Source organism: Pseudomonas fragi (assembly GCF_002269505.1).
In the GTDB taxonomy this organism is placed as follows: domain Bacteria; phylum Pseudomonadota; class Gammaproteobacteria; order Pseudomonadales; family Pseudomonadaceae; genus Aquipseudomonas; species Aquipseudomonas fragi_D.
The window spans coordinates 69,097-91,650 of sequence record NZ_NQKQ01000020.1; the positions used below are offsets into that span (position 1 = coordinate 69,097).

20 protein-coding genes and 1 pseudogene are annotated in these 22,554 nt (G+C 58.3%); 14 read left to right on the forward strand and 7 right to left on the reverse strand.

Going from position 1 to position 22,554, the window contains the following annotated elements:
- Positions 1-4: 4 nt before the first annotated feature.
- The 4 genes from CJU81_RS16995 to dksA all read right to left on the reverse strand — a co-directional run bounded on the left by CJU81_RS16995 (position 5) and on the right by dksA (position 4,695).
- Positions 5-2,959 (reverse strand): sensor histidine kinase, encoded by a 2,955-nt coding sequence (locus CJU81_RS16995; protein WP_176464862.1) that lies wholly within the window; start codon positions 2,957-2,959, stop codon positions 5-7.
- Positions 2,943-3,119 carry a hypothetical protein gene (locus tag CJU81_RS17000; protein ID WP_003176118.1) on the reverse strand — a complete coding sequence of 59 codons (177 nt, stop codon included), beginning with the start codon at positions 3,117-3,119 and terminating at the stop codon, positions 2,943-2,945. Before CJU81_RS17000 ends, CJU81_RS16995 begins: the two co-directional genes overlap by 17 nt.
- 78 nt (positions 3,120-3,197) lie before the next feature.
- On the reverse strand, positions 3,198-4,085 hold the full coding sequence (gene gluQRS / locus CJU81_RS17005; RefSeq protein ID WP_095037563.1) for a tRNA glutamyl-Q(34) synthetase GluQRS: 888 nt from the start codon (positions 4,083-4,085) through the stop codon (positions 3,198-3,200).
- A gap of 169 nt (positions 4,086-4,254) precedes the next feature.
- Complete coding sequence (dksA, locus tag CJU81_RS17010) at positions 4,255-4,695, reverse strand: RNA polymerase-binding protein DksA (protein WP_016783419.1); 441 nt, start codon at positions 4,693-4,695, stop codon at positions 4,255-4,257.
- Between the two features lie 322 nt (positions 4,696-5,017).
- Between dksA and CJU81_RS17015 the strand changes: the two genes are divergently transcribed.
- A complete protein-coding gene (locus tag CJU81_RS17015; RefSeq protein ID WP_095037564.1) occupies positions 5,018-6,190 on the forward strand; it encodes a pyridoxal phosphate-dependent aminotransferase in 1,173 nt (390 codons plus the stop codon).
- On the forward strand, positions 6,190-6,897 hold the full coding sequence (sfsA, locus tag CJU81_RS17020) for a DNA/RNA nuclease SfsA (RefSeq protein ID WP_095037565.1): 708 nt from the start codon (positions 6,190-6,192) through the stop codon (positions 6,895-6,897). The genes CJU81_RS17015 and sfsA overlap by 1 nt, the downstream gene beginning before the upstream one ends.
- Here the strand turns inward: sfsA and CJU81_RS17025 are convergent.
- On the reverse strand, positions 6,880-7,218 hold the full coding sequence (locus CJU81_RS17025; RefSeq protein WP_095037566.1) for a Rieske (2Fe-2S) protein: 339 nt from the start codon (positions 7,216-7,218) through the stop codon (positions 6,880-6,882). The genes sfsA and CJU81_RS17025 overlap by 18 nt on opposite strands.
- A gap of 175 nt (positions 7,219-7,393) precedes the next feature.
- Between CJU81_RS17025 and CJU81_RS17030 the strand changes: the two genes are divergently transcribed.
- The 3 genes and pseudogenes from CJU81_RS17030 to CJU81_RS17040 all read left to right on the forward strand — a co-directional run.
- Positions 7,394-8,269 (forward strand): heme/hemin ABC transporter substrate-binding protein, encoded by an 876-nt coding sequence (locus tag CJU81_RS17030; RefSeq protein WP_095037567.1) that lies wholly within the window; start codon positions 7,394-7,396, stop codon positions 8,267-8,269.
- A 50-nt stretch (positions 8,270-8,319) separates the two neighbouring features.
- Positions 8,320-9,303, forward strand: coding sequence for a FecCD family ABC transporter permease (locus CJU81_RS17035; RefSeq protein ID WP_176464863.1), 984 nt, complete (start codon positions 8,320-8,322; stop codon positions 9,301-9,303).
- 47 nt (positions 9,304-9,350) lie between these two features.
- Positions 9,351-10,070 (forward strand): annotated as a pseudogene (locus CJU81_RS17040) (heme ABC transporter ATP-binding protein); the annotation flags it as partial.
- A 233-nt stretch (positions 10,071-10,303) separates the two neighbouring features.
- Here CJU81_RS17040 and CJU81_RS17045 read toward each other — a convergent pair.
- Both CJU81_RS17045 and CJU81_RS17050 read right to left on the reverse strand, forming a co-directional pair.
- Positions 10,304-10,576, reverse strand: a complete 273-nt coding sequence (locus CJU81_RS17045) for a TfoX/Sxy family protein (RefSeq protein ID WP_095037570.1) — start codon at positions 10,574-10,576, stop codon at positions 10,304-10,306.
- Positions 10,577-10,888: 312 nt separating this feature from the next.
- Entirely contained in the window at positions 10,889-12,445 is a 1,557-nt protein-coding gene (locus CJU81_RS17050; protein WP_095037571.1) for an AAA family ATPase, read from the reverse strand.
- Between the two features lie 116 nt (positions 12,446-12,561).
- On the opposite strand from CJU81_RS17050, the gene mrcB reads away from it, so the two are divergent.
- From mrcB to msrQ, 9 genes are all read left to right on the forward strand, one after another.
- Positions 12,562-14,886, forward strand: coding sequence for a penicillin-binding protein 1B (gene mrcB / locus CJU81_RS17055; RefSeq protein ID WP_095037572.1), 2,325 nt, complete (start codon positions 12,562-12,564; stop codon positions 14,884-14,886).
- A 16-nt stretch (positions 14,887-14,902) separates the two neighbouring features.
- Positions 14,903-15,640, forward strand: a complete 738-nt coding sequence (locus CJU81_RS17060; RefSeq protein WP_095037573.1) for a tetratricopeptide repeat protein — start codon at positions 14,903-14,905, stop codon at positions 15,638-15,640.
- Between the two features lie 5 nt (positions 15,641-15,645).
- Positions 15,646-15,975, forward strand: a complete 330-nt coding sequence (locus CJU81_RS17065) for a YqcC family protein (protein WP_095037577.1) — start codon at positions 15,646-15,648, stop codon at positions 15,973-15,975.
- A gap of 409 nt (positions 15,976-16,384) precedes the next feature.
- Positions 16,385-18,109 carry an acetolactate synthase 3 large subunit gene (locus tag CJU81_RS17070; RefSeq protein WP_095037578.1) on the forward strand — a complete coding sequence of 575 codons (1,725 nt, stop codon included), beginning with the start codon at positions 16,385-16,387 and terminating at the stop codon, positions 18,107-18,109.
- Positions 18,110-18,111: 2 nt separating this feature from the next.
- Positions 18,112-18,603 carry an acetolactate synthase small subunit gene (gene ilvN / locus CJU81_RS17075; protein ID WP_016783407.1) on the forward strand — a complete coding sequence of 164 codons (492 nt, stop codon included), beginning with the start codon at positions 18,112-18,114 and terminating at the stop codon, positions 18,601-18,603.
- 49 nt (positions 18,604-18,652) lie between these two features.
- Entirely contained in the window at positions 18,653-19,669 is a 1,017-nt protein-coding gene (gene ilvC / locus CJU81_RS17080) for a ketol-acid reductoisomerase (protein ID WP_095002580.1), read from the forward strand.
- A gap of 144 nt (positions 19,670-19,813) precedes the next feature.
- Positions 19,814-20,671: a CDP-diacylglycerol--serine O-phosphatidyltransferase gene (pssA, locus tag CJU81_RS17085; protein WP_095037574.1), complete on the forward strand. Its 858-nt coding sequence runs from the start codon at positions 19,814-19,816 to the stop codon at positions 20,669-20,671.
- A gap of 63 nt (positions 20,672-20,734) precedes the next feature.
- Positions 20,735-21,748 carry a protein-methionine-sulfoxide reductase catalytic subunit MsrP gene (gene msrP, locus CJU81_RS17090; RefSeq protein WP_095037575.1) on the forward strand — a complete coding sequence of 338 codons (1,014 nt, stop codon included), beginning with the start codon at positions 20,735-20,737 and terminating at the stop codon, positions 21,746-21,748.
- Positions 21,748-22,362 (forward strand): protein-methionine-sulfoxide reductase heme-binding subunit MsrQ, encoded by a 615-nt coding sequence (gene msrQ / locus CJU81_RS17095; RefSeq protein ID WP_095037576.1) that lies wholly within the window; start codon positions 21,748-21,750, stop codon positions 22,360-22,362. Before msrP ends, msrQ begins: the two co-directional genes overlap by 1 nt.
- The last annotated feature ends 192 nt before the right edge of the window (positions 22,363-22,554 follow it).

The following is a 22,554-nucleotide window of genomic DNA, read 5'->3' on the forward strand; positions in this document are numbered from 1 at the left end:
GGTCTCAGTTCACAGCGGACGTCGCTTCGACATGACGCGGTAGTGTCACCCGGATACGGGTTCCGCGTTGGCTGTGAATGTCAGCCGGGCTGTCGATGGTGATCTGTCCATAATGCTCTTCAACGATGGAATAGACCAGTGCAAGGCCCAGACCTGTGCCTTCGCCAGGGTCCTTGGTGGTGAAAAACGGTTCGAACAACCGGTCCATGATGTTCTGCGCAATGCCTGTGCCTTCATCTTCCACGATAAGGTCGACGGTGTGCTCGCTGGCCTCGCTCTTGACCCGTACGGCACAGCCGGCAGGCGTGGCGTCGCGGGCGTTGGAGAGCAGGTTGATCAACACTTGGGCGAGCCGCTGCGGGTCGCCGTCGACCCAATGGTCCGGGTCACAGAGGTTGTAAAACTGCACTTCGAAATTGCGCCGGTTCAGGGCCAGCAGGCCAATGGCATCCTGGGCTACTTCGGCCAGACAGACGGGCTCGTCATTGTGCTGGTGGCTACCGGCATGGGCGAAACTCATCAAGGACTGGACGATGCGCGAGATGCGTTTGGTCTGTTCAAGGATCTGGCTGCTGATTTCCGTCAGTTCGGTATCGTCTTCACGTTCTTCGCGCAGGTTCTGCGCCAGGCAGGCAATGCCGGTGACCGGGTTGCCGATTTCATGAGCCACCCCCGCCGCCAGTCGGCCGATGCTGGCCAGACGCTCGGAATGCACCAGCTTGTCTTCGAGCATCTGGGTTTCGGTCAGGTCCTCGACCAGCAGTACCAGGCCGCTGTTGCCCGGTGCCAGCGGCTCGTCGATGGCCGCCTTGTGCAGGTTGAGCCAGCGGGTCTGGCCGTCGAGTGCCAGGTGCTGCTTGTGCAAGTGTTCGTCCGGCAGGTCGATAAAACCTTGCAGCAACTCGCGCCATGGATCGCCCAGCGTTCCCAGGCGCGAACCCACCACGCGCTGTGCCGGGATGCCGGTCAACTCTTCCATGGCCTTGTTCCACATCAGGATCTCCTGATCCTTGGCCAGTGAACACACACCCATCGGCAGCTCTTGCAGGGTCTGGCGGTGATAACGGCGCAAGGCGTCAAGTTCGGCTGCCAGCCCGGTCAGGCGCGAGTGGTAATCTTCAAGCCGGCTTTCGATAAAATGAATATCTTCGGTCACGTAGTTTTCGCCGCCGGACTTGTAGGGCAAAAAGGTCTCGACCATATCTTGTGCGACGCTGGGGCCCATCAAGCCGGAAAGGTTGGCTTCGATCCGGTCACGCAGGCGGCGCAAGGCATAGGGACGACGTTCATCGAAAGGCAGGAAAAGGTCACGCAGCGCCTGCTCGACTTCTTTTTGCGCCGCTTTGGCCCCCAGAGGCTTGGCCAGCTGGGTGGCGAACTCTTGCGGGGAGGCCGCGTGCAGCTCACGCCGTTGCGGGCGGCGTACGTTGTCCACGGCACAGGCTTCGGCGGCACTGGCTTCTTCGGGGCTGGCGTTGGTGAACAGGGAAATCAGGGTGAACATCAGTACGTTGGCCGCCAGCGAGGCGATGGCTGCCATGTGCCAGCTGGTATCGTCCAGCACATAGATCATGTTCAGCCACGGGATATAGAACCCCTGGAAGTTACCGACCAGCGGGAACAGCATGCTCGCCATCCACACCAGTATCCCGGCCAGCAAGCCGGCAATAAAGCCGCGTCGGTTGGCCGTCGGCCAGTACAGTACCGAGAGCACGCCCGGCAAAAACTGCAAGGTGGCGACAAAGGCCACGATGCCGAGGTTGGCCAGATCCTGTTCGGCGCCCAGCAACAGGTAGAAGCCGTAGCCAGCCATGATAATGGCAACGATCAGGGCGCGGCGGGTCCACTTCAGCCAGCGGTAGATATTGCCTTCGGCGGGTGGCTGATAAAGCGGCAGCACCAGGTGGTTGAGGGCCATGCCCGAAAGCGCCAGGGTGGTGACGATAATCAGCCCGCTGGAGGCCGAAAGCCCGCCCACATACGCCAGAAGCGCAAGGGGTTTGCTGTTGGCGGCAATGCCGATACCTAATGTGAAGTACTCGGGGTTGGTGGTGGCGCCCAGCTTGAGGCCGGCCCACAGGATCAGCGGTACGGCCAGGCTCATCAGCAGCAGGAACAGCGGCAGGCCCCAACTGGCGCTGACCAGCCCGCGCGGGTTGAGGTTCTCGGTAAAGGTCATGTGATACATGTGCGGCATCACGATGGCCGAGGCGAAAAACACCAGCAGCAGGGTGCGCCATGGTCCTTCTTGCAGCGGTGTATGCAGTGCGGCGAGGGCGGTCTGGTTTTGCAGCAGCCATACTTCCAATTGTTGCGGGCCATCGAATACGCCATAAAGCGCGTAGAGGCCCACCCCGCCAATGGCGATCAATTTGATCACCGACTCAAAGGCAATGGCGAACACCAGCCCCTCGTGTTTCTCCCGGGTGGCGATATGCCTCGAACCGAAGAAGATCGTAAACAGGGTGATCAGAGCACAGAAACTCAGGGCTACCCGGTGTTGCACCGGCTCACGGGTGAGGATGCTGATGGAGTCCGCCACGGCCTGAATTTGCAGGGCCAGCAGCGGTAGCACGCCGATCAGCATGAAAATCGTGGTCAGGGCACCGGCCCAGGTGCTGCGAAAACGGAAGGCGAACAGGTCAGCCAATGACGACAGCTGATAGGTGCGGGTGATTTTCAGAATGGGGTAGAGCAGCACCGGCGCCAGCAGAAAAGCCCCGGAAACTCCCAGGTAGCTGGATAGAAAACCGTAGCCGTATTCGTAGGCCAGACCCACTGTGCCGTAGAAAGCCCAGGCGCTGGCATAGACGCCCAACGACAGGGTGTAGGTCAGCGGGTGGCGAATGATTGCGCGCGGGATCATGCCGCGTTCACTGATCCAGGCCACACCAAACAGTACCCCCAGGTAGGCGGCGCTGATCAGGATCATCTGGGTCAGGCTAAAGCTCATCGGCATCTTTTTGGCTCTGAAGAATAAAGGTCACAACGATCAGAATCAGCCAGAGCAGATAGGGCCTGTACCAGGCGCCTGTCGCATCGATCCACCAATCCATGATGGCGGGAGAAAACAGGTAGATCCCGACAACCAGCAACAGGACCAATCGATAGATATACATCCCGCCCTCACTTTTACAGGCCGCATGCCCAAAAACGTGCGGCGATGGTAACGGATGGCTGGCAACCTGCAAGGGCTGTCAGCGTAATTGCGCCTCGGCAAGGGTGAGTGTGCGTGGGATATCGGCTGCGTTCCAGTGGGCAATGCCCCAATCCAGAACCTCACGCGGGGTAGCGTCGTTCAAGCTTTCGTCAGTGCTCTGACCCAAGGTGCGCAGCGCGCGCAGCAGCAGCGGGGTGGCCTGCTCCGGGGTCAGGGGGGGTGAACGATAGGATTTGCCGAGTTTGTGGCCATCAGGCTGCACGATCAGCGGCACATGCAGGTAGCGCGGTTGTGACAAGCCGAGCAGCTCTTGCAGGTACAGCTGACGCGGGGTGGAGTCGAGCAGGTCGGCGCCGCGCACGATATCGGTCACACCCTGGGCGGCATCATCGAGCACCACGGCCAATTGGTAGGCATAGAGGCCGTCGCGGCGACGAATCACGAAGTCACCGACATCACGACCCAAGTGTTGACGGAACTCGCCCTGTACCCGGTCAACGAAGGCATATTCCAGTTCAGGGACGCGAATACGGATGGCTGCGTTATCCATTGAGTGCCCGGCATTGCGGCAAAAACCGGGGTAAATGCCGTTGTAACCTTCCAGCTGTTTGCGTGAACAGGTGCAGGCGTATGCCAGGCCCATGCTGAACAGTCGGTTTAGCACGTGCGCATAGGCTTCGTGGCGCTCGCTTTGTCGAACCAGCTCACCATCCCATTCAAAACCGTAGCGCTCAAGCGCATCCAGGATCGCGGCCTGGGCGCCGGGCATTTCCCGCGGCGGGTCGAGGTCTTCCATGCGCAGCAGCCAGCGGCCGCCGGCAGAGCGGGCGTCAACATAAGAGGCGAGGGCGGCAACCAGAGAGCCAAAGTGCAGGTGGCCACTGGGCGTTGGGGCAAAGCGCCCGATGTAGGAGGGTTCAGTCATGGACGTGGGCCGACTTTTTGTGGGAGCGGGCTTGCTCGCGATGGGGCTGCCCGATTTTGAACCATTGGCGCGGTGATGCTATCGCGAGCAAGCCCGCTCCCACGCAGGGCACTGAAATTTCACAAACAAAAATGGGGCGTTCGCACGCCCCATCTGGTCAAACCGGCGATTACTTGCCGACTTGTTTTTCCTTGATTTCAGCCAAGGTCTTGCAGTCTACGCACATGTCGGCAGTAGGACGGGCCTCGAGACGACGTATACCGATTTCGACGCCGCAGGATTCGCACCAGCCGTATTCTTCGTCTTCGATCAGTTGCAGGGTCTTGTCGATTTTCTTGATCAGCTTGCGCTCGCGATCGCGGGCGCGCAGTTCCAGGCTGAATTCTTCTTCCTGGCTCGCGCGGTCGGATGGGTCAGGAAAGTTTGCCGCTTCGTCTTTCATATGATCAACGGTGCGGTCGACTTCCTGCATCAAGTCCTGTTTCCACTTTTGCAGAATCTTGGTGAAGTGTTTGCGCATGGGCTCGCCCATGTACTCTTCGCCCTTCTTTTCAACGTAGGGTTCGAAGCCGCTAAGTTGAGTATTCTGTTGCTTTGCTTGTGTGGGCATGAAATGGACCGCCTCTCATTCTTCTAATCCATTGCGCAGGATTGCAACATCACCGACACCTGCCGGCCCTGCGGCTGCAAGCGGGCGAACTTACCAGATCAAATCGGGCTGCGCTACTCCCGCATGTCTAGCCCGACGCCAGTGGTTGTGTGCAGAGCCTGTGATGCTTGAGATTAGTACCTGTTTATTAATTTTAGTCGAGCTATGACTCAAGGCCGGGTTGTTTGGTTCTATTGGCAAGCGGGCTAAGACCGTAATTAGCTCTCCCTTATAGCACTGCTTGGGTAGAATCAGCCTTTTGCTTACCCAGGAAGGCAGGCTAATGGCTCAGTCCTACAGTGCGCGCAGCCGCGAAATCGAACCGTTCCACGTGATGGCCCTGTTGGCGCGGGCCAACGAGTTGCAGGCTGCCGGTCACGATGTGATTCACCTGGAAATCGGCGAGCCGGATTTCACCACGGCCGAGCCTATCATTGCTGCCGGCCAGGCCGCCCTGGCCGCCGGCAAAACCCGCTACACTGCTGCCCGCGGCCTGCCGGAACTGCGCGAAGCGATCTCCGGGTTTTATCAGCAGCGCTATGGCCTGAATATCGACCCGTCGCGCATTCTGATTACTCCTGGCGGTTCTGGTGCGTTGTTATTGGCATCTAGCCTACTGGTCGATCCGGGTAAGCATTGGTTACTCGCAGATCCGGGCTACCCGTGCAATCGACATTTCCTACGCCTGGTGGAAGGGGCTGCTCAGTTGGTGCCCGTTGGTCCGGATGTGCGCTATCAACTGACAGCCGAACTGGTCGAGCGTTGCTGGAATCAGGACAGTGTAGGGGCACTGGTTGCTTCCCCGGCCAACCCGACCGGCACCACGTTGAGCCGTGACGAACTGGCGGCTCTGTCGGCAGCGGTCAAGGCCCACAACGGGCATTTGGTGGTGGACGAGATCTATCACGGCCTGACCTACGGCTGCGATGCAGCGAGTGTGCTGGAAGTCGATGACAGCGCGTTTGTGCTCAATAGCTTTTCCAAGTATTTCGGTATGACCGGCTGGCGCCTGGGCTGGCTGGTGGCGCCACCTGAGGCAGTGGCCGACCTGGAGAAACTCGCCCAGAACCTGTATATCAGCGCGCCCAGCATGGCCCAGTACGCCGCACTGGCCTGCTTCGAACCGCAGACCCTGGTAATCCTGGAAGAGCGCCGGGCCGAGTTTGGCCGTCGCCGCGACTATCTGTTACCGGCCTTGCGCGAGCTTGGCTTTGGTATCGCGGTAGAGCCCGAAGGTGCGTTTTACCTGTACGCCGATATCAGTGCGTTTGGCGGTGATGCCTTTGCCTTCTGTCAGCATTTTCTCGAAACCGAGCACATAGCCTTCACTCCGGGTCTGGATTTTGGCCGTTACCAGTCGGGCCATCACGTACGTTTTGCCTATACCCAAAGTTTGCCGCGCCTGCAGGAAGCCGTTGAGCGGATCGCGCGTGGCCTCAAGAGCTGGAAAGGCTGATGCGTTTTTCACCTGAGCTGGAAGAAGGGCGCCTGATCAAGCGCTACAAGCGTTTTTTGGCGGATATCGAAACCAGTACCGGCGAGTTGATCACCATTCACTGCCCGAACACCGGCTCCATGCTCAATTGCATGGTCGAGGGTGGTCAGGTCTGGTTCAGTCGCTCCAACGACCCTAAACGCAAGTTGCCGGGCACCTGGGAAATCAGCGAAACACCGCAAGGGCGGTTGGCGTGCGTGAACACCGGGCGCGCCAATCACTTGATCGAAGAGGCGTTGCTGGCCGGGGTGATCAGCGAGCTGGACGGCTTCACCGCGCTCAAGCGCGAGGTGCCCTACGGGCAGGAAAAAAGCCGCATCGATTTTCGCCTGGAGTACCCGCAGGGCTTTGCCTATGTCGAGGTCAAAAGTGTCACCCTAGGGTTTGACGGCTCTCGTGTAGCCGCGTTTCCGGATGCCGTGACCCAGCGTGGTGCCAAGCACTTGCGCGAGCTGGCGACTCTGGCGCGTGAAGGTGTACGCGCCGTCCAGCTGTATTGCGTCAATCTGACCGGTATTGATGCGGTGCGCCCGGCCGAAGAAATCGACCCGGGCTACGCTGCTGCACTGCGTGAAGCCGTGGCCGCCGGGGTGCAGGTGCTGGCTTATGGGGTCAGCCTGACCTCTGATGCGGTAGTGGTTGATCGCCGTTTAGACGTCATCCTCTGACGCCTCTGATGTAATCCAGATCCCTTGGCTGTCTTCGCGGCAGTCAAGGGCTGTGAGCGATTGCCCGGCGCAAGGCCCGGCCACGCATTCCCCGCTTTCGATCAGGAACAATGCTGCGTGAGTGGCGCACTGGATCAGGCTGGCGCTTGAATCGAGAAACTGGTCCGGTTGCCATTCCAGCGTGACACCGCGATGCGGGCAGCGGTTTTTGTAGGCATACACCCGGCCTTCACGGCGAATGACCAACAGGCGCAACTCGTCGAGCTCAAAGCCCCGGCTGGTACCTTCGCTCAGTGCGTCTGATGAGCATAAAAACTTCATGACAATCCTTAATAACAGCCAAACAGTTGTGTCGATGGGGTGTTGCAGAGCGGGTTAAGAGGTTGACGTGCAAATGCAAACAATTATCAAATGGCGGCTTGCTCTGCGATGTGCTGTTTTCACCGCGTGACAATCCTTTGTCCCATTGAGCCCTCTTTTCAAGGAAAGCCACTGTATGCGCCTGAGTACCCGCCTGATTACGTTCTGTGCAGGCCTTATGATCAGTCATGTCAGCCTTGCTGGCGAGTTGCCACAACGTTGGGTCAGTGCCGGTGGGGCGCTCTCGGAGTGGGTCAGCGTATTAGGCGCGGAGTCTAAATTGGTTGGGGTCGATACCACCAGCCAGCATCCAGAATCACTCAAATCGTTGCCCAGCATCGGCTATCAGCGCCAGCTCTCGGCGGAAGGGGTCTTGAGCCTGAAGCCGGACGTTCTGATCGGCACTGAAGAAATGGGCCCTGCGGCGGTTTTGTTGCAAATTCGCGGTGCCGGTGTGCCGGTGGAGATGTTCTCGGCCCAGGCAGACCTTGCCAGCCTTGAGGGCACTTTGCAGCACCTGGGGCGCCTGCTTGGGGACGAGGCGCAGGCCGCGCAAGTGTTCAAGGACTATCGCCAGCAACTGGAACAGCATCAACAACAGGTCAAAGCCGCGCAAGCCAATCACAAGGAGCCCGGAGTGTTGCTGTTGTTGGGCCATGCCGGTGGCAAACCGATGATTGCCGGCAAGGACACGGCGGCCGACTGGCTGCTGACCCAAGCGGGTGGGCACAACCTGGCCACCCACAGCGGTTACAAGCCGTTTTCGGTAGAGGCCCTGGCGGGGCTTAACCCTGAAGTACTGGTGTTTGCCGATCGCAGCCTGACGGGGGAGGCAGCGCGCAAGGCGCTGCTGAAAGAAAACCCGGTGCTGGCGTCTATTCGCGCCGCTAAAAATGGGCGTATATACGAAGTCGACCCGACGCTGCTGGTGGGTGGCCTTGGGCCGCGTTTGCCCGAGCGCCTGAAGCAGCTGACGGCTGAATTCTACCCCGCGGCCCCGGCCAGCCAATGAGAACGCTGGTTAAACCGCGGTCGCTTTTTATTGGCTTGAGCGCGCTGTGCCTGTTGTCGATCTGGTTGTCGCTGGCGCTGGGGCCGGTGAGTCTGCCGCTGTTTGACACCTTGCGTGCAGCACTGCGCCTGGTCGGGGTGCCGATTGCGGGTGAAGGCCTGGAGCAGGCCGAGTTGATCCTGGGGCAGATCCGTTTGCCCCGGACCCTGCTCGGCCTGGCAGTGGGTGGTGTGCTGGCGCTGTCGGGTGTGGCGATGCAGGGCTTGTTTCGCAACCCGTTGGCCGACCCGGGGTTGGTCGGCGTCTCCAGCGGCGCGGCCCTGGGCGCGGCAATTGCGATTGTTGGCGGAGCTGCTTTTGGCGGGTTGCCGGAGTTTATCGGCCCGTACCTGCTGTCGCTGTGTGCGTTTCTCGGTGGTTTGGGGGTGACGGCGCTGGTGTATCGGTTGGGCCGACGCAACGGTCAGACCAATGTGGCGGTGATGTTGCTTGCGGGTATTGCTCTGACAGCTTTGGCAGGTTCTGCTGTGGGTTTGTTTACCTATCTCGCCGATGACGCGACCTTGCGCACGCTGACGTTCTGGAACCTGGGCAGTCTCAATGGCGCCAGTTACGCACGGCTGTGGCCTCTGTTGATTGTGACTGTGGGCGTAGCACTGTGGCTGCCCCGGCGGGCGAGTGCGCTCAATGCATTACTGCTGGGTGAGTCCGAAGCCAATCATCTGGGTATCGACGTTGAAGGCCTCAAGCGCGAACTGGTGTTTTGCACGGCTCTGGGTGTGGGGGCTGCGGTGGCAGCGGCAGGCATGATCGGCTTTATCGGCCTGGTGGTGCCGCATCTGGTGCGGTTGCTGGCCGGGCCTGATCACCGGGTGCTGTTGCCTGCCTCGGTACTGGCGGGGGCGACCTTGCTGCTATTTGCTGACTTGATCGCTCGCCTGGCGCTGGCGCCAGCCGAATTGCCCATCGGGATTGTTACCGCGTTTCTCGGTGCGCCTTTCTTTCTTTACTTGCTGATACGAGGACGTCACTGATGTTGCGCACGGAAAACCTGCAGATCCGTCGCGATCAGAAAGTCGTGCTGGCGGATGTCACCCTTGATGTGCGTCCGGGCGAGGTGTTGGGTGTACTCGGCCCCAATGGTGCGGGCAAAAGCACTTTGCTGGCCGCGTTGTGCGGGGAGCTGGCGCCGGCCGCCGGGCATGTGTGGCTGGATCAGCAGGCTCTGGGCGAGTGGAAAGGGGCGCAGCGGGCGCAACGCCTGGCCGTCTTGCCGCAGACCTCAACCCTGGATTTTGCCTTTCGTGTTGAAGAGGTTGTGGGTATGGGCCGACTGCCTCATCAGACTGGTCGTACCCGCGATACAGAAATAATCCACGAGGCGTTGCAGGCCGCCGATGTTGAGCATCTTGCGGGCCGCAGCTACCTGGCGTTATCGGGTGGCGAACGTCAGCGGGTGCATCTGGCACGGGTACTGGCGCAATTATGGCCGGGGCAAAACGGCCAGACCTTGCTGCTTGATGAGCCTACCTCGATGCTCGACCCCTTGCATCAGCACACCACGCTCAAGGCTATTCGGGCGTTTGCTGATCGTGGCGCCGCAGTGTTGATCATCCTGCATGACCTGAACCTGGCGGCGCGTTACTGTGATCGCCTGCTTTTGCTGGAACAGGGCCGCCCAAGGGCCCTCGGCTGCCCGCAAGCGGTATTGCAGCCGGATGAGCTCAAGGCCGTGTTTGGCCTGGATGTTTTGGTGCAGCCGCACCCGGAGCTGGGTTGCCCGATGGTGATTGCTCGCTGAGCAACAGTGCCGATAGCCGGACTGGTACTTTTCCACAGGCAAAAAAAGACCCGGCAAGAGCCGGGTCAAATAACCGTGATTAGCCTGATGAGGAGATTTTCTGAGAGTCCGAACCAAGGGCCTTTCAGAAGATCGACTGGTCTCGCGACCAGATGGCGTAATCATAACAATTCTCATTTCCATGTCAATAACTGTTTTTTACCGTTCATCGGGTTCGTTGCCAGTCCGCCAGGTCAGGCTTTTTTCAGTGCGGTCAGTTGACTGACTTGCTGGTTGAGCGCCTCTTTGCGTTCTGCAGGGATATCGTTCCAGTGAACATCCTGCAGGGCCCCTTCGATAGCATATAAAAGCACTTTGGAGGCTCTGAAACCTCGGGCCTTTACCGCCCGATAAGCATCCACTGCGCCCAGGCGCCTCAAGTCCGCGGCACTGTGAATGCCAACGGCGTGCAGCCATTGCGCAGAGGTCTTGCCAAGGTTCTTCAGATGCTGGAGTTCATCGTTCATCAGCTCTCCTTGCGACGGCGTGAGCTCAGCGTTTACGGGGTGTGGTGACTCTATTGAGTGTAGCGCTCAGTAGGAAAGTCGCAGTCCGTTAGTCGGTTTTGGAACAAGGCGGTGTTGGAATTGAGCGAATGTGCTGTCGTAAAGCGTAAATCAGCACCTTGGACCCAAGAGGGTAGAGCGTCCATGGCCATTCAACAGGCGTCATCGACTGCTAAACGGTTACGCCGGATCTGATGTCGTATTTGTGATAATGGGCGGCTTTGCGCAGACAGGCGCCGTGAAACCCTTGCGGTTTCACGGCGTACATTGGCTTTACAGGCCCGGCAAACGCTGGCGAATGTCGGCAATCAGGGTGTCGAGACTTTTGCTGTTGTTGGTTTCAACACGCTTGCTGCGCAGGATTTCATCGGCACCCAGCGGTTCACGACTGGCTTGCTGTGCCTTGACGACTTCCAGGGTGGCGTCAGACGGGTCGGTGCCCACGGACTTGCGATGGGCCAGCCAGCCTTCGATCACGGCGTCCGGGGCGGTGCAGTCGAGGATCAGGCAAGGCACGCCCGTCGCTTCAGCCACTTGGGCGGCTGCATCACGCTGCTCGCGCTTGAGGTAAGTGGCGTCAATCACCACCGGGAAGCCCGCACGCAGCACGATACCGGCCAGTTCATGCAGCTTGTTGTAGGTAGCTGCACTGGCATCGGCGTTATAGATGCCATCACCCACTGCGTTTTCAGCCGTTTGCTGGCCGAACAGCTGCTTGCGGACTACGTCTGAGCGCAGGCGAATCGCCCCCAGAGCTTCCACGAGTCGCATGGCTACCGAACTTTTACCTACAGCCGAAACCCCGTGGGTGATGGTCAGGAAGCGCGAAGGAATGGTGCTGTAGCTCTCTGCCAGGTTGGCGTAGTTGCGGTATTGACGCAGAGTGGCTGCGCGCTGCAGCGGGCTGGCTTCGGCCGGCATGCTGAAGAGGCTGACCTTGGCGCGAACCAGGGCGCGGTAGGCCTTGTAGAAGTTCAGCAGTTCAAGCCCCTGGTAGTCGCCGGTCAGCTCCAGGTATTGGCTGACGAAACGGCGTGCCAGGCTTTTCAGGCCACGGTCTTCGAGGTCCATCGCCAGGAAGGCGGTGTCGGCGTATACGTCGGTGAAACGGAACGGCTCGTTGAATTCGATGCAGTCGAAAATCACCACCTTGCCGTCAATCATGGTGGCATTGCCCAGGTGAATATCACCGTGGCATTCGCGGATAAAGCCTTGGGCCTTGCGCAGCTCGAACAGCGGCTTAAGGCGGGTGAAGCTTGCTTCTGCCCAGGCCTGGAGAGCATCCAGTTGCAGCAGGTCGGCTTTGTCCGAAAGGAACGGGCGAATTTGCTCGAAGTTTTGACGGACCGGATCCATCACCGCTTCAGGTGTGCCCTGATAGTGCGCAGCAGGAACCTGGGGGGCCTGGGTGTGGAAGTGCGCAATCTGCTGGGCCATTTCATCGATATGCGCGGCATTCAGTTCGCCGTTGGCTTGCAGCGTGCTGAGCAACTGGCTCTGCGGGAACTGGCGCATTTTCAGTGCATATTCTATGGCCGGGCCTTCACCACCGAATACTGGCGCATCGGCGGTGCCGGTGATCGGCAGCACGTCGAGGTACAGGCCTTCGGTCAGGCGCTGGTTAAGGCGCAGCTCTTCATTGCAGAAGTGCTCGCGGCCACTGAGTTCGGTGAAGTCTAGAAAGCCGAAGTTGACCGGCTTTTTCAGCTTGTAGGCATAGGGGCCGGTGAGGATGACCCAGGAGATATGCGTCTCGATAACCTGAAATCCTTCGACTTCATGGGGGTAGAGGTCCGGGTTTTGCAGGGCGGCAATCAGGTTCTGGCTCACGGTTGATCCTTCAAGGTCTGGAATATTCGATGCGCCATTATGGCGGCTGACAGCGGGAGTGCAAACCGCCGGGCTGCGCATGATGAACATGAATAAAGTGCGTATAATCTCGCGCCATGACTCGTACCCGATCTCCTCGTTCCCGTTCCAAACGTCCCTCTGGCGGCCTTCGGCCCTGGCTGGGCTGGGCAATCAAGCTCAGTCTGGTTGGCCTGGTGGTGCTGGCAGGTTTTGCCGTCTATCTGGATGCCATCGTTCAGGAGAAGTTCTCCGGCAAGCGCTGGACCATCCCGGCCAAGGTGTATGCGCGCCCGCTGGAGCTGTTCGTCGGCCAGAAGCTGAGCAAGAACGACTTCCTCACCGAACTCGATGCGCTGGGCTATCGCCGTGAAAGCGTGGCCAACGGCCCGGGCGCGGCCGCGGTCAATGGCAACACGGTTGACCTGAACACCCGCGGCTTCCAGTTTTACGAAGGCGCCGAGCAGGCGCAGCCGGTGCGGGTAAGGTTTTCTGGCGACTACGTGGCCGAGCTGTCATCGACCAACGGTGGCAAGCTGCCTGTGGTGCGTCTTGAACCGCTGCTGATTGGTGGCCTGTACCCGAAAAACCTCGAAGACCGGATCCTGATCAATATCGATCAGGTGCCGCCGTTTCTGCTTGAGACGCTGGTAACCGTCGAAGACCGGGACTTCTACCATCACTTCGGGGTATCGCCGAAGTCGATTGCACGGGCCATGTGGGTCAACACTTCGGCCGGGCAAATGCGCCAGGGCGGCAGTACCTTGACCCAGCAATTGGTCAAGAACTTCTACCTGACCAATGAGCGCAGCCTCAGCCGCAAGTTGACCGAAGCCATGATGGCGCTGTTGCTGGAGTTGCACTACGACAAGCGCGAGATTCTTGAGGCGTACCTCAATGAGGTGTTTGTCGGTCAGGACGGCCAGCGCGCCGTGCACGGCTTTGGTCTTGCCAGTCAGTTCTTCTTCAGCCAGCCGCTGGCCGAGCTGAAGCTGCATCAAGTGGCGTTGCTGGTGGGTATGGTCAAAGGCCCGTCGGCCTACAACCCGCGCCGTTACCCCGAGCGTGCACTGGTGCGGCGCAATCTGGTGCTCGACTTGCTGGAACAGCAAGGCGTGGCCACGCCGGAACAAGTTGCCGCGGCCAAGAAAATGCCACTGGGTGTAACCAAGCGTGGCAGCCTGGCGGACAGTTCGTTCCCGGGCTTCCTCGACCTGGTCAAGCGTCAGCTGCGTGAAGACTACCGCGACGAAGACTTGACCGAAGAGGGGCTGCGGATTTTCACCAGTTTCGACCCGATCCTGCAGATGAAGTCCGAAGCGGCGCTGGGTGAGACCTTCAAACGCCTTGCCGGGCGCAAGGGTTCGGATGAGGTTGAAGCCGCGATGGTGGTGACCAACCCCGAAACCGGCGAGGTCCAGGCGTTGATCGGTAGTCGTGCCCCGGGCTATGCAGGTTTCAACCGGGCGCTGGATGCAGTGCGGCCTATCGGCTCGTTGATCAAGCCGGCGGTTTATCTGACAGCGCTGGAGCGGCCAAGCCAGTACACGCTGACCAGTTGGCTGTCAGATGATCCGTTATCGATCAAAGGCGCGGACGGTCAGGTCTGGAAGCCGCAGAACTATGACCGGCGTTCTCATGGCACGGTTTTCCTCTACCAGTCGATGATGAACTCCTACAACCTGGGCACGGTAAGGCTGGGGCAGGAAGTCGGCGTGCCGAATGTACTCAAGACGCTGGCGCGGTTGGGTGTGGAACGTGAGTTCCCGGCATTCCCTTCCATGTTGCTGGGGGCCGGTGCATTGAGCCCCATGGAAGTGGCGACTATGTATCAGACTCTGGCCAATGGCGGCTTCAATACGCCAATGCGCGGTATCCGCAGCGTATTGACCGCAGAGGGTGAGCCGCTCAAGCGTTATCCGTTCCAGATCCAGCAACGTTTCGATCCGGGTTCGATTTTCCTGATCCAGAACGCGATGCAACATGTGATGCGCGAAGGTACCGGGCGCTCGGTCTACAACGTCTTGCCCAAAAGCCTCGCGCTGGCAGGCAAGACCGGGACCAGTAACGACTCCCGTGACAGCTGGTTCGCAGGGTTCAGCCAGGATTTGCTGGCAGTGGTCTGGCTTGGGCGTGATGACAACGGCAAAACCCCGTTCACGGGAGCGACCGGTGCCTTGCAGGTGTGGACCAGCTTCATGAAAAAGGCCGACCCGCTGCCGCTCGACATGCCTCAGCCCGATAACATCGTGCAGGCCTGGATTGATCCGCATACCGGTCAAGGATCAGATGCCGGCTGCCCTGGCGCGGTACAGATGCCGTATATTCGCGGCAGTGAGCCGCCAGCCGGTGCCACCTGTGGTGGGCAGGAGCCTGCCACGGGTGAAGCTGTGATGGATTGGGTCAAGGGCTGGTTGAATTAAGCAAAGAGGGTTTGACGTGAATAAGTTGTGGATTGCGGCTGTTTCAGCCCTGGCTTTGCTCAATGGTTGTGCCAGCGTGCCGCAGGGTTCAATTCCTGTGGTTGACTCTGGTGTTGCGGTGTCGAACAACGAGCGTGTTTCGGCTCAGCGTACGGCGGGGAGTTATCCACAGGCCGCTGCGCCGCGTGCCGCTCAGGCGCGCACGATTACCGAGGACTCGGGGGTTGTGGTGATGATTCCGGGCGGCGCTGCCAGTGTGTCGACGCCTATCAGCACCCAGCCGTTCACGCCGGGGCCGATTACCCCTGGCCCGGCGGCAGCGCCGATCAGCACGGGCAGCTATACACCGAGCGCGCCCTACAGTGCTCCGGCACCGATTACACCTAGCGGTATTCCGTCAAACAGCGGCGGTCTGGCCGCTGACGAGCAATTGGACGGTCCGGTGCTGGCGCTGCTGACCACTGCCCAGCAGCAGCAATCGAGCGGTGACCTGAACGGCGCCGCGTCGAGCCTGGAGCGTGCCCAGCGTGTTGCCCCGCGTGAGCCGCAAGTGCTTTATCGTCTGGCGCAAGTGCGTATGGCGCAGGGCGACACCGCGCAGGCAGAGCAGTTTTCCCGCCGCGGTTTGACTTTCGCCAGCGGTCGTCCGGATTTGCAGGCGAGCCTGTGGGGTTTGATTGCCCAGGCCCGTGAGAAACAAGGTGATGCGGCTGGCGCTGCATTGGCCCGTCAAAAAGCCAAGGTGAGCCTCTGATGGTCATGGATGTCCGCACCTGCGAAGTTGCCGGGTTCCTGCTGTTGATCGAACAGGAAATGCGCACCCAGGGCTTGTGGAGTGACAAGACGCCAACAGAGCACGACTTGTCCAGCCTGGAGCCGTTCAGCGTCGACCGCCTGGATTTCGAGCAGTGGGTGCAATGGATCTTCCTGCCGAAGATGAAAGTCATCGTTGAGCAGGGCCAGCCACTGCCCAGCGTCTCGGGTATCTGGCATATGGCGGAGCATGTTTTTGCTCAGCGCCGTGGCAACTGGAAACCCCTGCTCAAGCATTTTCAAGACTTTGACCGTCTGATTAGCCCTGCCTCTTGAGGTCATGGCTGCCAGTTTTTACTGGCAGCCATCCATTTTCTTGTTGGCTTCAGTCATTTTGCGCGTTTTTTTGTGCGTTCCTGTCGATTTATGCAAATAAATTGAATTGATGGCTTGACTTGGACAGGCCTAATGACAAGAATCGAACTCCCGCTGCAGAGGGACTGCCAGAAGCAGGCTCTCTCAGCAGATCATGAGGCGCACACCCGCGCCGACCTGTAACACCCGCAACGCGTTACCTCGCGCTGGGTGGGAAACCCCCGCAACACTTGGGGAGTTCCCAATACTTGCTCAGTCAGTGCTGACGTAGTCGGCGACCACCGTCGCTCATGCTCTGCTGAAAAGTAAACCTATTAAGACCCGTTCGTATTTTTGTGGACGGTATTCTGGCGTTTTAGAGGTGAACAACGTGGAGCTTTTGTCTGGTGGTGAGATGCTCGTCCGCTTTTTGCGCGACGAAGGTGTCAAATATATCTACGGGTACCCAGGTGGTGCTCTCCTGCACGTCTACGACGCACTGTTCAAAGAGCCGGAAGTTACCCACATCCTGGTTCGCCATGAACAAGCGGCAACCCATATGGCTGACGGCTATGCCCGTGCTACCGGCAAGGCCGGTGTAGTACTGGTGACTTCCGGGCCGGGTGCTACCAACGCCATCACCGGTATTGCCACTGCCTACATGGACTCCATTCCGATGGTGATCATTTCAGGCCAGGTGCCTAGCACCATGGTAGGAACTGATGCCTTCCAGGAAACCGACATGATCGGTATTTCCCGGCCCATCGTGAAGCACAGCTTCATGATCAAGCATGCTTCGGAAATCCCGGAAGTCATGAAAAAGGCGTTCTACCTCGCGCAATCCGGTCGTCCTGGCCCGGTCGTGGTCGATATCCCGAAAGACATGACCAACCCGGCTGAAAAGTTCGAATACGTTTTCCCTAAAAAAGCCAAGTTGCGCTCCTACAGCCCGGCCTTGCGTGGTCACTCCGGCCAGATTCGCAAAGCGGCGGAGATGCTGCTGGCGGCCAAGCGGCCTGTGCTTTACGCAGGTGGCGGGGTCATTTTGGGTGGTGGCTCGGCGCCACTGACCGAGCTTGCTCAAATGCTTAACGTACCGGTGACCAATACGCTGATGGGCCTGGGTGCCTACCCTGGCACCGACCGTCAGTTTGTCGGCATGCTCGGTATGCATGGCAGCTTCACAGCCAACATGACCATGCATCACGCTGATGTGATCCTGGCTGTCGGTGCGCGCTTCGACGACCGGGTAATCAACGGCCCGTCCAAGTTCTGCCCGAACGCCAAGATCATCCATATCGATATCGACCCGGCGTCCATCTCCAAAACCATCAAGGCGGACGTGCCGATCGTAGGTCCGGTGGACAGCGTTCTCACCGAGATGGTTGCCATCCTCAAGGATATCGGTGAGAAGCCAAACCCGGAGGCGGTTGCCAGCTGGTGGAAGCAAGTCGATGAGTGGCGCGGTGACGGTGATCTGTTCCCTTACAACAAGGGAGACGGCAGCCAGATCAAGCCTCAGGCTGTTATCGAGATGCTCTGCGAAGTGACCAAGGGCGACGCCTATGTAACGTCCGATGTGGGCCAGCACCAGATGTTCGCGGCCCAGTACTATCGCTTCAACAAACCCAACCGCTGGATCAACTCCGGAGGCCTGGGCACCATGGGCTTCGGTTTTCCTGCGGCGATGGGGGTAAAACTGAGCTTCCCTGATGCTGACGTTGCCTGCGTAACAGGCGAGGGAAGTATTCAGATGAACATTCAGGAATTGTCGACTTGTTTGCAGTACGGCTTGCCCGTAAAAATCGTCAGCCTCAACAACGGAGTGCTGGGGATGGTGCGTCAGTGGCAGGACATGAACTATGGCAGTCGTCACTCGCACTCGTATATGGAATCGCTGCCTGACTTCGTCAAGCTGGCTGAGGCTTACGGGCATGTAGGTATCCGGATCACCGATCTGAAAGACCTGAAACCGAAAATGGAAGAAGCCTTTGCCATGAAGGATCGCCTGGTGTTCCTGGATATTCAGGTCGATACCAGTGAGCACGTTTATCCGATGCAGATCAAAGATGGCTCCATGCGCGACATGTGGCTGAGCAAGACGGAGCGTACTTAATCATGCGGCACATTATTTCCTTGCTTCTTGAAAACGAACCGGGCGCCTTGTCTCGCGTTGTCGGGCTTTTTTCGCAGCGCAACTACAACATCGAAAGCCTGACCGTGGCGCCAACCGAAGACCCGACCTTGTCGCGTCTGACCCTGACCACGGTAGGGCATGATGAAGTGATCGAGCAGATCACCAAAAACCTGAACAAGTTGATCGAAGTGGTCAAGCTGGTGGATCTGTCGGAAAGCGCTCACATCGAGCGCGAACTGATGCTGGTCAAGGTCAAGGCAACGGGTGCACAACGCGCAGAAATCAAGCGCACCACGGATATTTTCCGTGGGCAGATCGTTGATGTCAGCGCCAGTGTTTATACCGTGCAGTTGACAGGCACCAGCGAGAAGCTCGACAGTTTCATTCAGTCGATTGGAACCGCCTCGATCCTGGAAACAGTTCGCAGTGGCGTCACCGGGATTGCCCGTGGCGACAAAGTACTCAGCATCTAAAACTAACAAGTGCTAATTGGCCTGAATGGCCTGGATATAAGGGAAAATCATGAAAGTTTATTACGACAAAGACTGCGACCTTTCGATCATCCAGGGCAAAAAAGTAGCCATCATCGGTTACGGCTCCCAGGGTCACGCTCAAGCCTGCAACCTGAAAGACTCCGGCGTTGACGTAACTGTTGGTCTGCGCAAAGGTTCGGCCACTGTCGCCAAGGCTGAAGCTCATGGCCTGAAAGTAACTGACGTTGCCAGCGCTGTTGCCGCTGCGGACCTGGTCATGATTCTGACCCCGGACGAGTTCCAGTCCGCGCTGTACAAGAATGAAATCGAGCCGAACATCAAGAAGGGCGCCACACTGGCCTTCTCCCACGGCTTCGCGATCCACTACAACCAGGTTGTTCCCCGTGCCGACCTTGACGTGATCATGATCGCGCCAAAGGCTCCAGGTCACACTGTACGTTCCGAATTCGTTCGCGGCGGCGGTATCCCTGACCTGATCGCTATCTATCAGGATGCGTCGGGCAATGCCAAGAACCTGGCCCTGTCTTACGCTTCGGGCGTAGGCGGCGGTCGTACCGGCATTATCGAAACCACCTTCAAGGACGAAACTGAAACCGACCTGTTCGGCGAGCAGGCTGTTCTGTGTGGCGGTACTGTTGAGCTGGTTAAAGCGGGCTTTGAAACGCTGGTTGAAGCCGGTTACGCGCCAGAAATGGCTTACTTCGAGTGCTTGCACGAATTGAAGTTGATCGTTGACCTCATGTACGAAGGCGGTATCGCCAACATGAACTACTCGATCTCCAACAACGCCGAATACGGCGAGTACGTTACCGGCCCGGAAGTGATCAACGCTGAATCCCGTCAAGCAATGCGCAACGCTCTGAAGCGCATCCAGGACGGTGAATACGCGAAGATGTTCATCAGCGAGGGTGCTACCGGCTACCCTTCGATGACTGCCAAGCGTCGCAACAACGCTGCTCACGGTATTGAAGTCATTGGCGGGCAACTGCGCTCGATGATGCCTTGGATCGGCGCGAACAAAATCGTTGATCAGGCAAAGAACTAAGTTCTCAGCTTGTAGAGAAAACGCGGCCTAGGCCGCGTTTTTTCGTTTCAGTGGCCGCTTCTGGTATAAAGCAGGATCGTTTGCGGGTGCGTGTTGGCCCCAAGCTACTATCGAAACTTTCCATATCGTTGCAAGGTAATGTCCATGAGCGAACGTCCCGAAGAGCCAAAAGCGGCTTCAGACGCCGATAGCCTGCTGCCTATCGATGAGCATGTCGAAGAAGGGCATGACGCCGAAGGCCGAAAAGTCCGGCATCGTGGTATCTATCTGCTGCCAAACCTTTTCACCACGGCGAACCTGTTCGCCGGTTTTTATTCCATCATCAGCTCCATGAGTGCCCAAAGTGCCATGAGTGCGGGTGATACGGCTGGTGCCAGCAAGTACTTTGCATTTGCGGCCATCGCCATTTTTGTCGCCATGGTGCTCGACGGCCTTGATGGTCGTGTAGCCCGAATGACTAACACCGAAAGTGCTTTTGGTGCCGAGTACGACTCCCTGTCGGACATGGTTGCCTTTGGCGTTGCCCCTGCGTTGCTGGCTTTTGGCTGGGCGTTGGGCGACATGGGCAAGGTCGGCTGGATGGTGGCCTTTATCTATGTTGCAGGCGCGGCGTTGCGCCTGGCGCGCTTCAATACCCAGGTTGGCACGGCTGACAAGCGCTATTTCATCGGTCTTGCCAGCCCGGCGGCTGCAGGGGTGGTGGCAGGTATTGTTTGGGCATTCAGTGATTACGGCATTCAAGGGTCGAAAATGTCGTTCCTTGTAGCCTTGCTGGTAGCGGCTGCCGGCATGCTGATGGTCAGCAACATCAAGTACAACAGCTTCAAGGAGCTGGACTTGAAAGGGCGCGTTCCCTTTGTGGCCATCCTGGCAGTGGTGTTGGTGTTCGCGGTTGTGTTCAGCGATCCGCCACGCATTCTGTTGCTGGCCTTCCTGGCGTATGCAGCATCGGGGCCGATCCAGTATTTGTTGCGTTTGCGTCGTAACAAAAGCGTCGAGTGATGTAATTTCTCCCATACTCCGTAGTCTATTGGTGCATCAGTCCTCCAATACTGCGGAGTTGTCATGCTCATCAAGCTGCCTAAAGCGTCCGACTGCAAAGAGTCGGACGTTACGCCTGAATCCTTTTACTTATCCCGTCGTACCTTGCTGGGCAGTTCACTTGCAGGATTGGCTGTGGGCGTACTTCCGAGCTGGGCCAGTGCCGAGGACGCCATGCGTTACGAGGGTGTTGAGCCAGGCAAAGCACCTGCCTGGTTTACTGACAAGCTTGCGCAAACCAAATGGCAGGCCGTCACGGTGAAGGGGGAGGCGATCACGCCTTTCAAGGATGCTACCCATTACAACAACTTCTATGAGTTCGGTACTGACAAGGGCGATCCGGCACAGAATGCAGGTGCCTTGAAAACCGAGCCCTGGACGGTTGTGGTGGACGGGGAGGTGGGCAAACCGGGTCGTTATGCACTGGAAGACTTCATGAAGCCCTATCAGTTGGAGGAGCGGATTTATCGTCTGCGTTGTGTGGAGGCCTGGTCGATGGTGATCCCGTGGATGGGGTTTCCCATTTCGGCATTGCTCAAGCAGGTGGAGCCGACCTCAAAAGCCAAATACATCCGTTTTGAAACGTTGCAGGATCCGAAGGTCATGCCGGGGCAGCGCTCGGGTTTCGCTTTGATTGACTGGCCGTATGTTGAAGGCTTGCGGCTGGATGAGGCGATGAACCCGTTGGCGATTCTGGCGGTGGGCATGTATGGCCGTGAGTTGCCCAATCAGAATGGTGCACCGCTGCGTTTGGTGGTGCCCTGGAAGTATGGTTTCAAAAGCGTGAAATCCATTGTGCGAATCAGTCTGGTCGAGGATCAGCCAAAAACCACCTGGCAAAGCATTGCTGCTGATGAGTACGGCTTCTATGCCAACGTTAATCCGCAAGTTGATCATCCGCGTTGGACTCAGGCGCGTGAGCGACGTTTGCCGAGCAGTCTGTTCAGTCCCAATGTGCGCGATACGCAAATGTTCAATGGTTACGCTGATGAGGTTGCTTCTTTATATACCGGTCTCGATTTGCGGAAGAACTACTGATGAAGTTTCTGCCCTGGCGCGTTGGCGTTTTCGTGGCTGCTGCCATCTGGCCTTTGTATTGGCTCTATGAGGCGTGGATCTTTGCCTTGGGGCCAGATCCTGGAAAGGTGCTGGTTGACCGGTTGGGGTTGGGGACGCTGATACTGTTGTTGGTCACGCTTGGGATGACGCCGTTGCACAAGCTCACGGGCTGGCCGGGCTGGATTGCGGTGCGCAGGCAGATCGGTTTGTGGTGTTTTGCCTATGTGGTGCTGCACCTGTGTGCCTATCTGACTTTTGTGCTGGGGTTTGACTGGTCGCAGTTGGGGGTTGAGCTACGCAAGCGTCCTTACATCATTGTCGGTAGCTTGGGGTTCTTGTGTTTGCTGGCGTTGGCGGTGACGTCTAATCGTTATAGTCAGCGGCGTCTGGGCGCGCGCTGGAAGAAGCTGCATCGCCTGGTGTATGTAGCGGTGGGGCTGGGGTTGCTGCATATGCTCTGGATAGTACGGGCTGACCTCAAGGAGTGGGTGGTGTATGCCTGTATCGGTGTAGGTTTGCTGGCCTTGCGCATACCGCTGGTGAAGAGCCGGATTCCGCGTCTATATAAGAAGAAATCGGCTTCTGCGATTTAAGTTCAAATTAGTGCTTGACCCAGATTTGTAACTGTCTATAATTCGCACCTCTTCCGGCGCAGTCGAAACGGAAAACTCCTTGAGTTTCAATGAGTTGGATGGTTTTCGACGGTGTCAGCTTCAAGTCATCGAAGCAGGAAATGAGGTGTTGACAGCAGCGTGTAACGCTGTAGAATTTGCCTCCCGCTAACG

Bases quoted from the DNA above. Each gene is read 5' to 3' on its own strand.
- CJU81_RS16995 (WP_176464862.1), bottom strand. From the start codon at position 2,959: ATGCCGATGAGCTTTAGCCTGACCCAGATGATCCTGATCAGCGCCGCC.
- CJU81_RS17000 (WP_003176118.1), bottom strand. From the start codon at position 3,119: ATGTATATCTATCGATTGGTCCTGTTGCTGGTTGTCGGGATCTACCTG.
- gluQRS (WP_095037563.1), bottom strand. From the start codon at position 4,085: ATGACTGAACCCTCCTACATCGGGCGCTTTGCCCCAACGCCCAGTGGC.
- dksA (WP_016783419.1), bottom strand. From the start codon at position 4,695: ATGCCCACACAAGCAAAGCAACAGAATACTCAACTTAGCGGCTTCGAA.
- CJU81_RS17015 (WP_095037564.1), top strand. From the start codon at position 5,018: ATGGCTCAGTCCTACAGTGCGCGCAGCCGCGAAATCGAACCGTTCCAC.
- sfsA (WP_095037565.1), top strand. From the start codon at position 6,190: ATGCGTTTTTCACCTGAGCTGGAAGAAGGGCGCCTGATCAAGCGCTAC.
- CJU81_RS17025 (WP_095037566.1), bottom strand. From the start codon at position 7,218: ATGAAGTTTTTATGCTCATCAGACGCACTGAGCGAAGGTACCAGCCGG.
- CJU81_RS17030 (WP_095037567.1), top strand. From the start codon at position 7,394: ATGCGCCTGAGTACCCGCCTGATTACGTTCTGTGCAGGCCTTATGATC.
- CJU81_RS17045 (WP_095037570.1), bottom strand. From the start codon at position 10,576: ATGAACGATGAACTCCAGCATCTGAAGAACCTTGGCAAGACCTCTGCG.
- mrcB (WP_095037572.1), top strand. From the start codon at position 12,562: ATGACTCGTACCCGATCTCCTCGTTCCCGTTCCAAACGTCCCTCTGGC.
- CJU81_RS17065 (WP_095037577.1), top strand. From the start codon at position 15,646: ATGGATGTCCGCACCTGCGAAGTTGCCGGGTTCCTGCTGTTGATCGAA.
- ilvN (WP_016783407.1), top strand. From the start codon at position 18,112: ATGCGGCACATTATTTCCTTGCTTCTTGAAAACGAACCGGGCGCCTTG.
- ilvC (WP_095002580.1), top strand. From the start codon at position 18,653: ATGAAAGTTTATTACGACAAAGACTGCGACCTTTCGATCATCCAGGGC.
- pssA (WP_095037574.1), top strand. From the start codon at position 19,814: ATGAGCGAACGTCCCGAAGAGCCAAAAGCGGCTTCAGACGCCGATAGC.
- msrP (WP_095037575.1), top strand. From the start codon at position 20,735: ATGCTCATCAAGCTGCCTAAAGCGTCCGACTGCAAAGAGTCGGACGTT.
- msrQ (WP_095037576.1), top strand. From the start codon at position 21,748: ATGAAGTTTCTGCCCTGGCGCGTTGGCGTTTTCGTGGCTGCTGCCATC.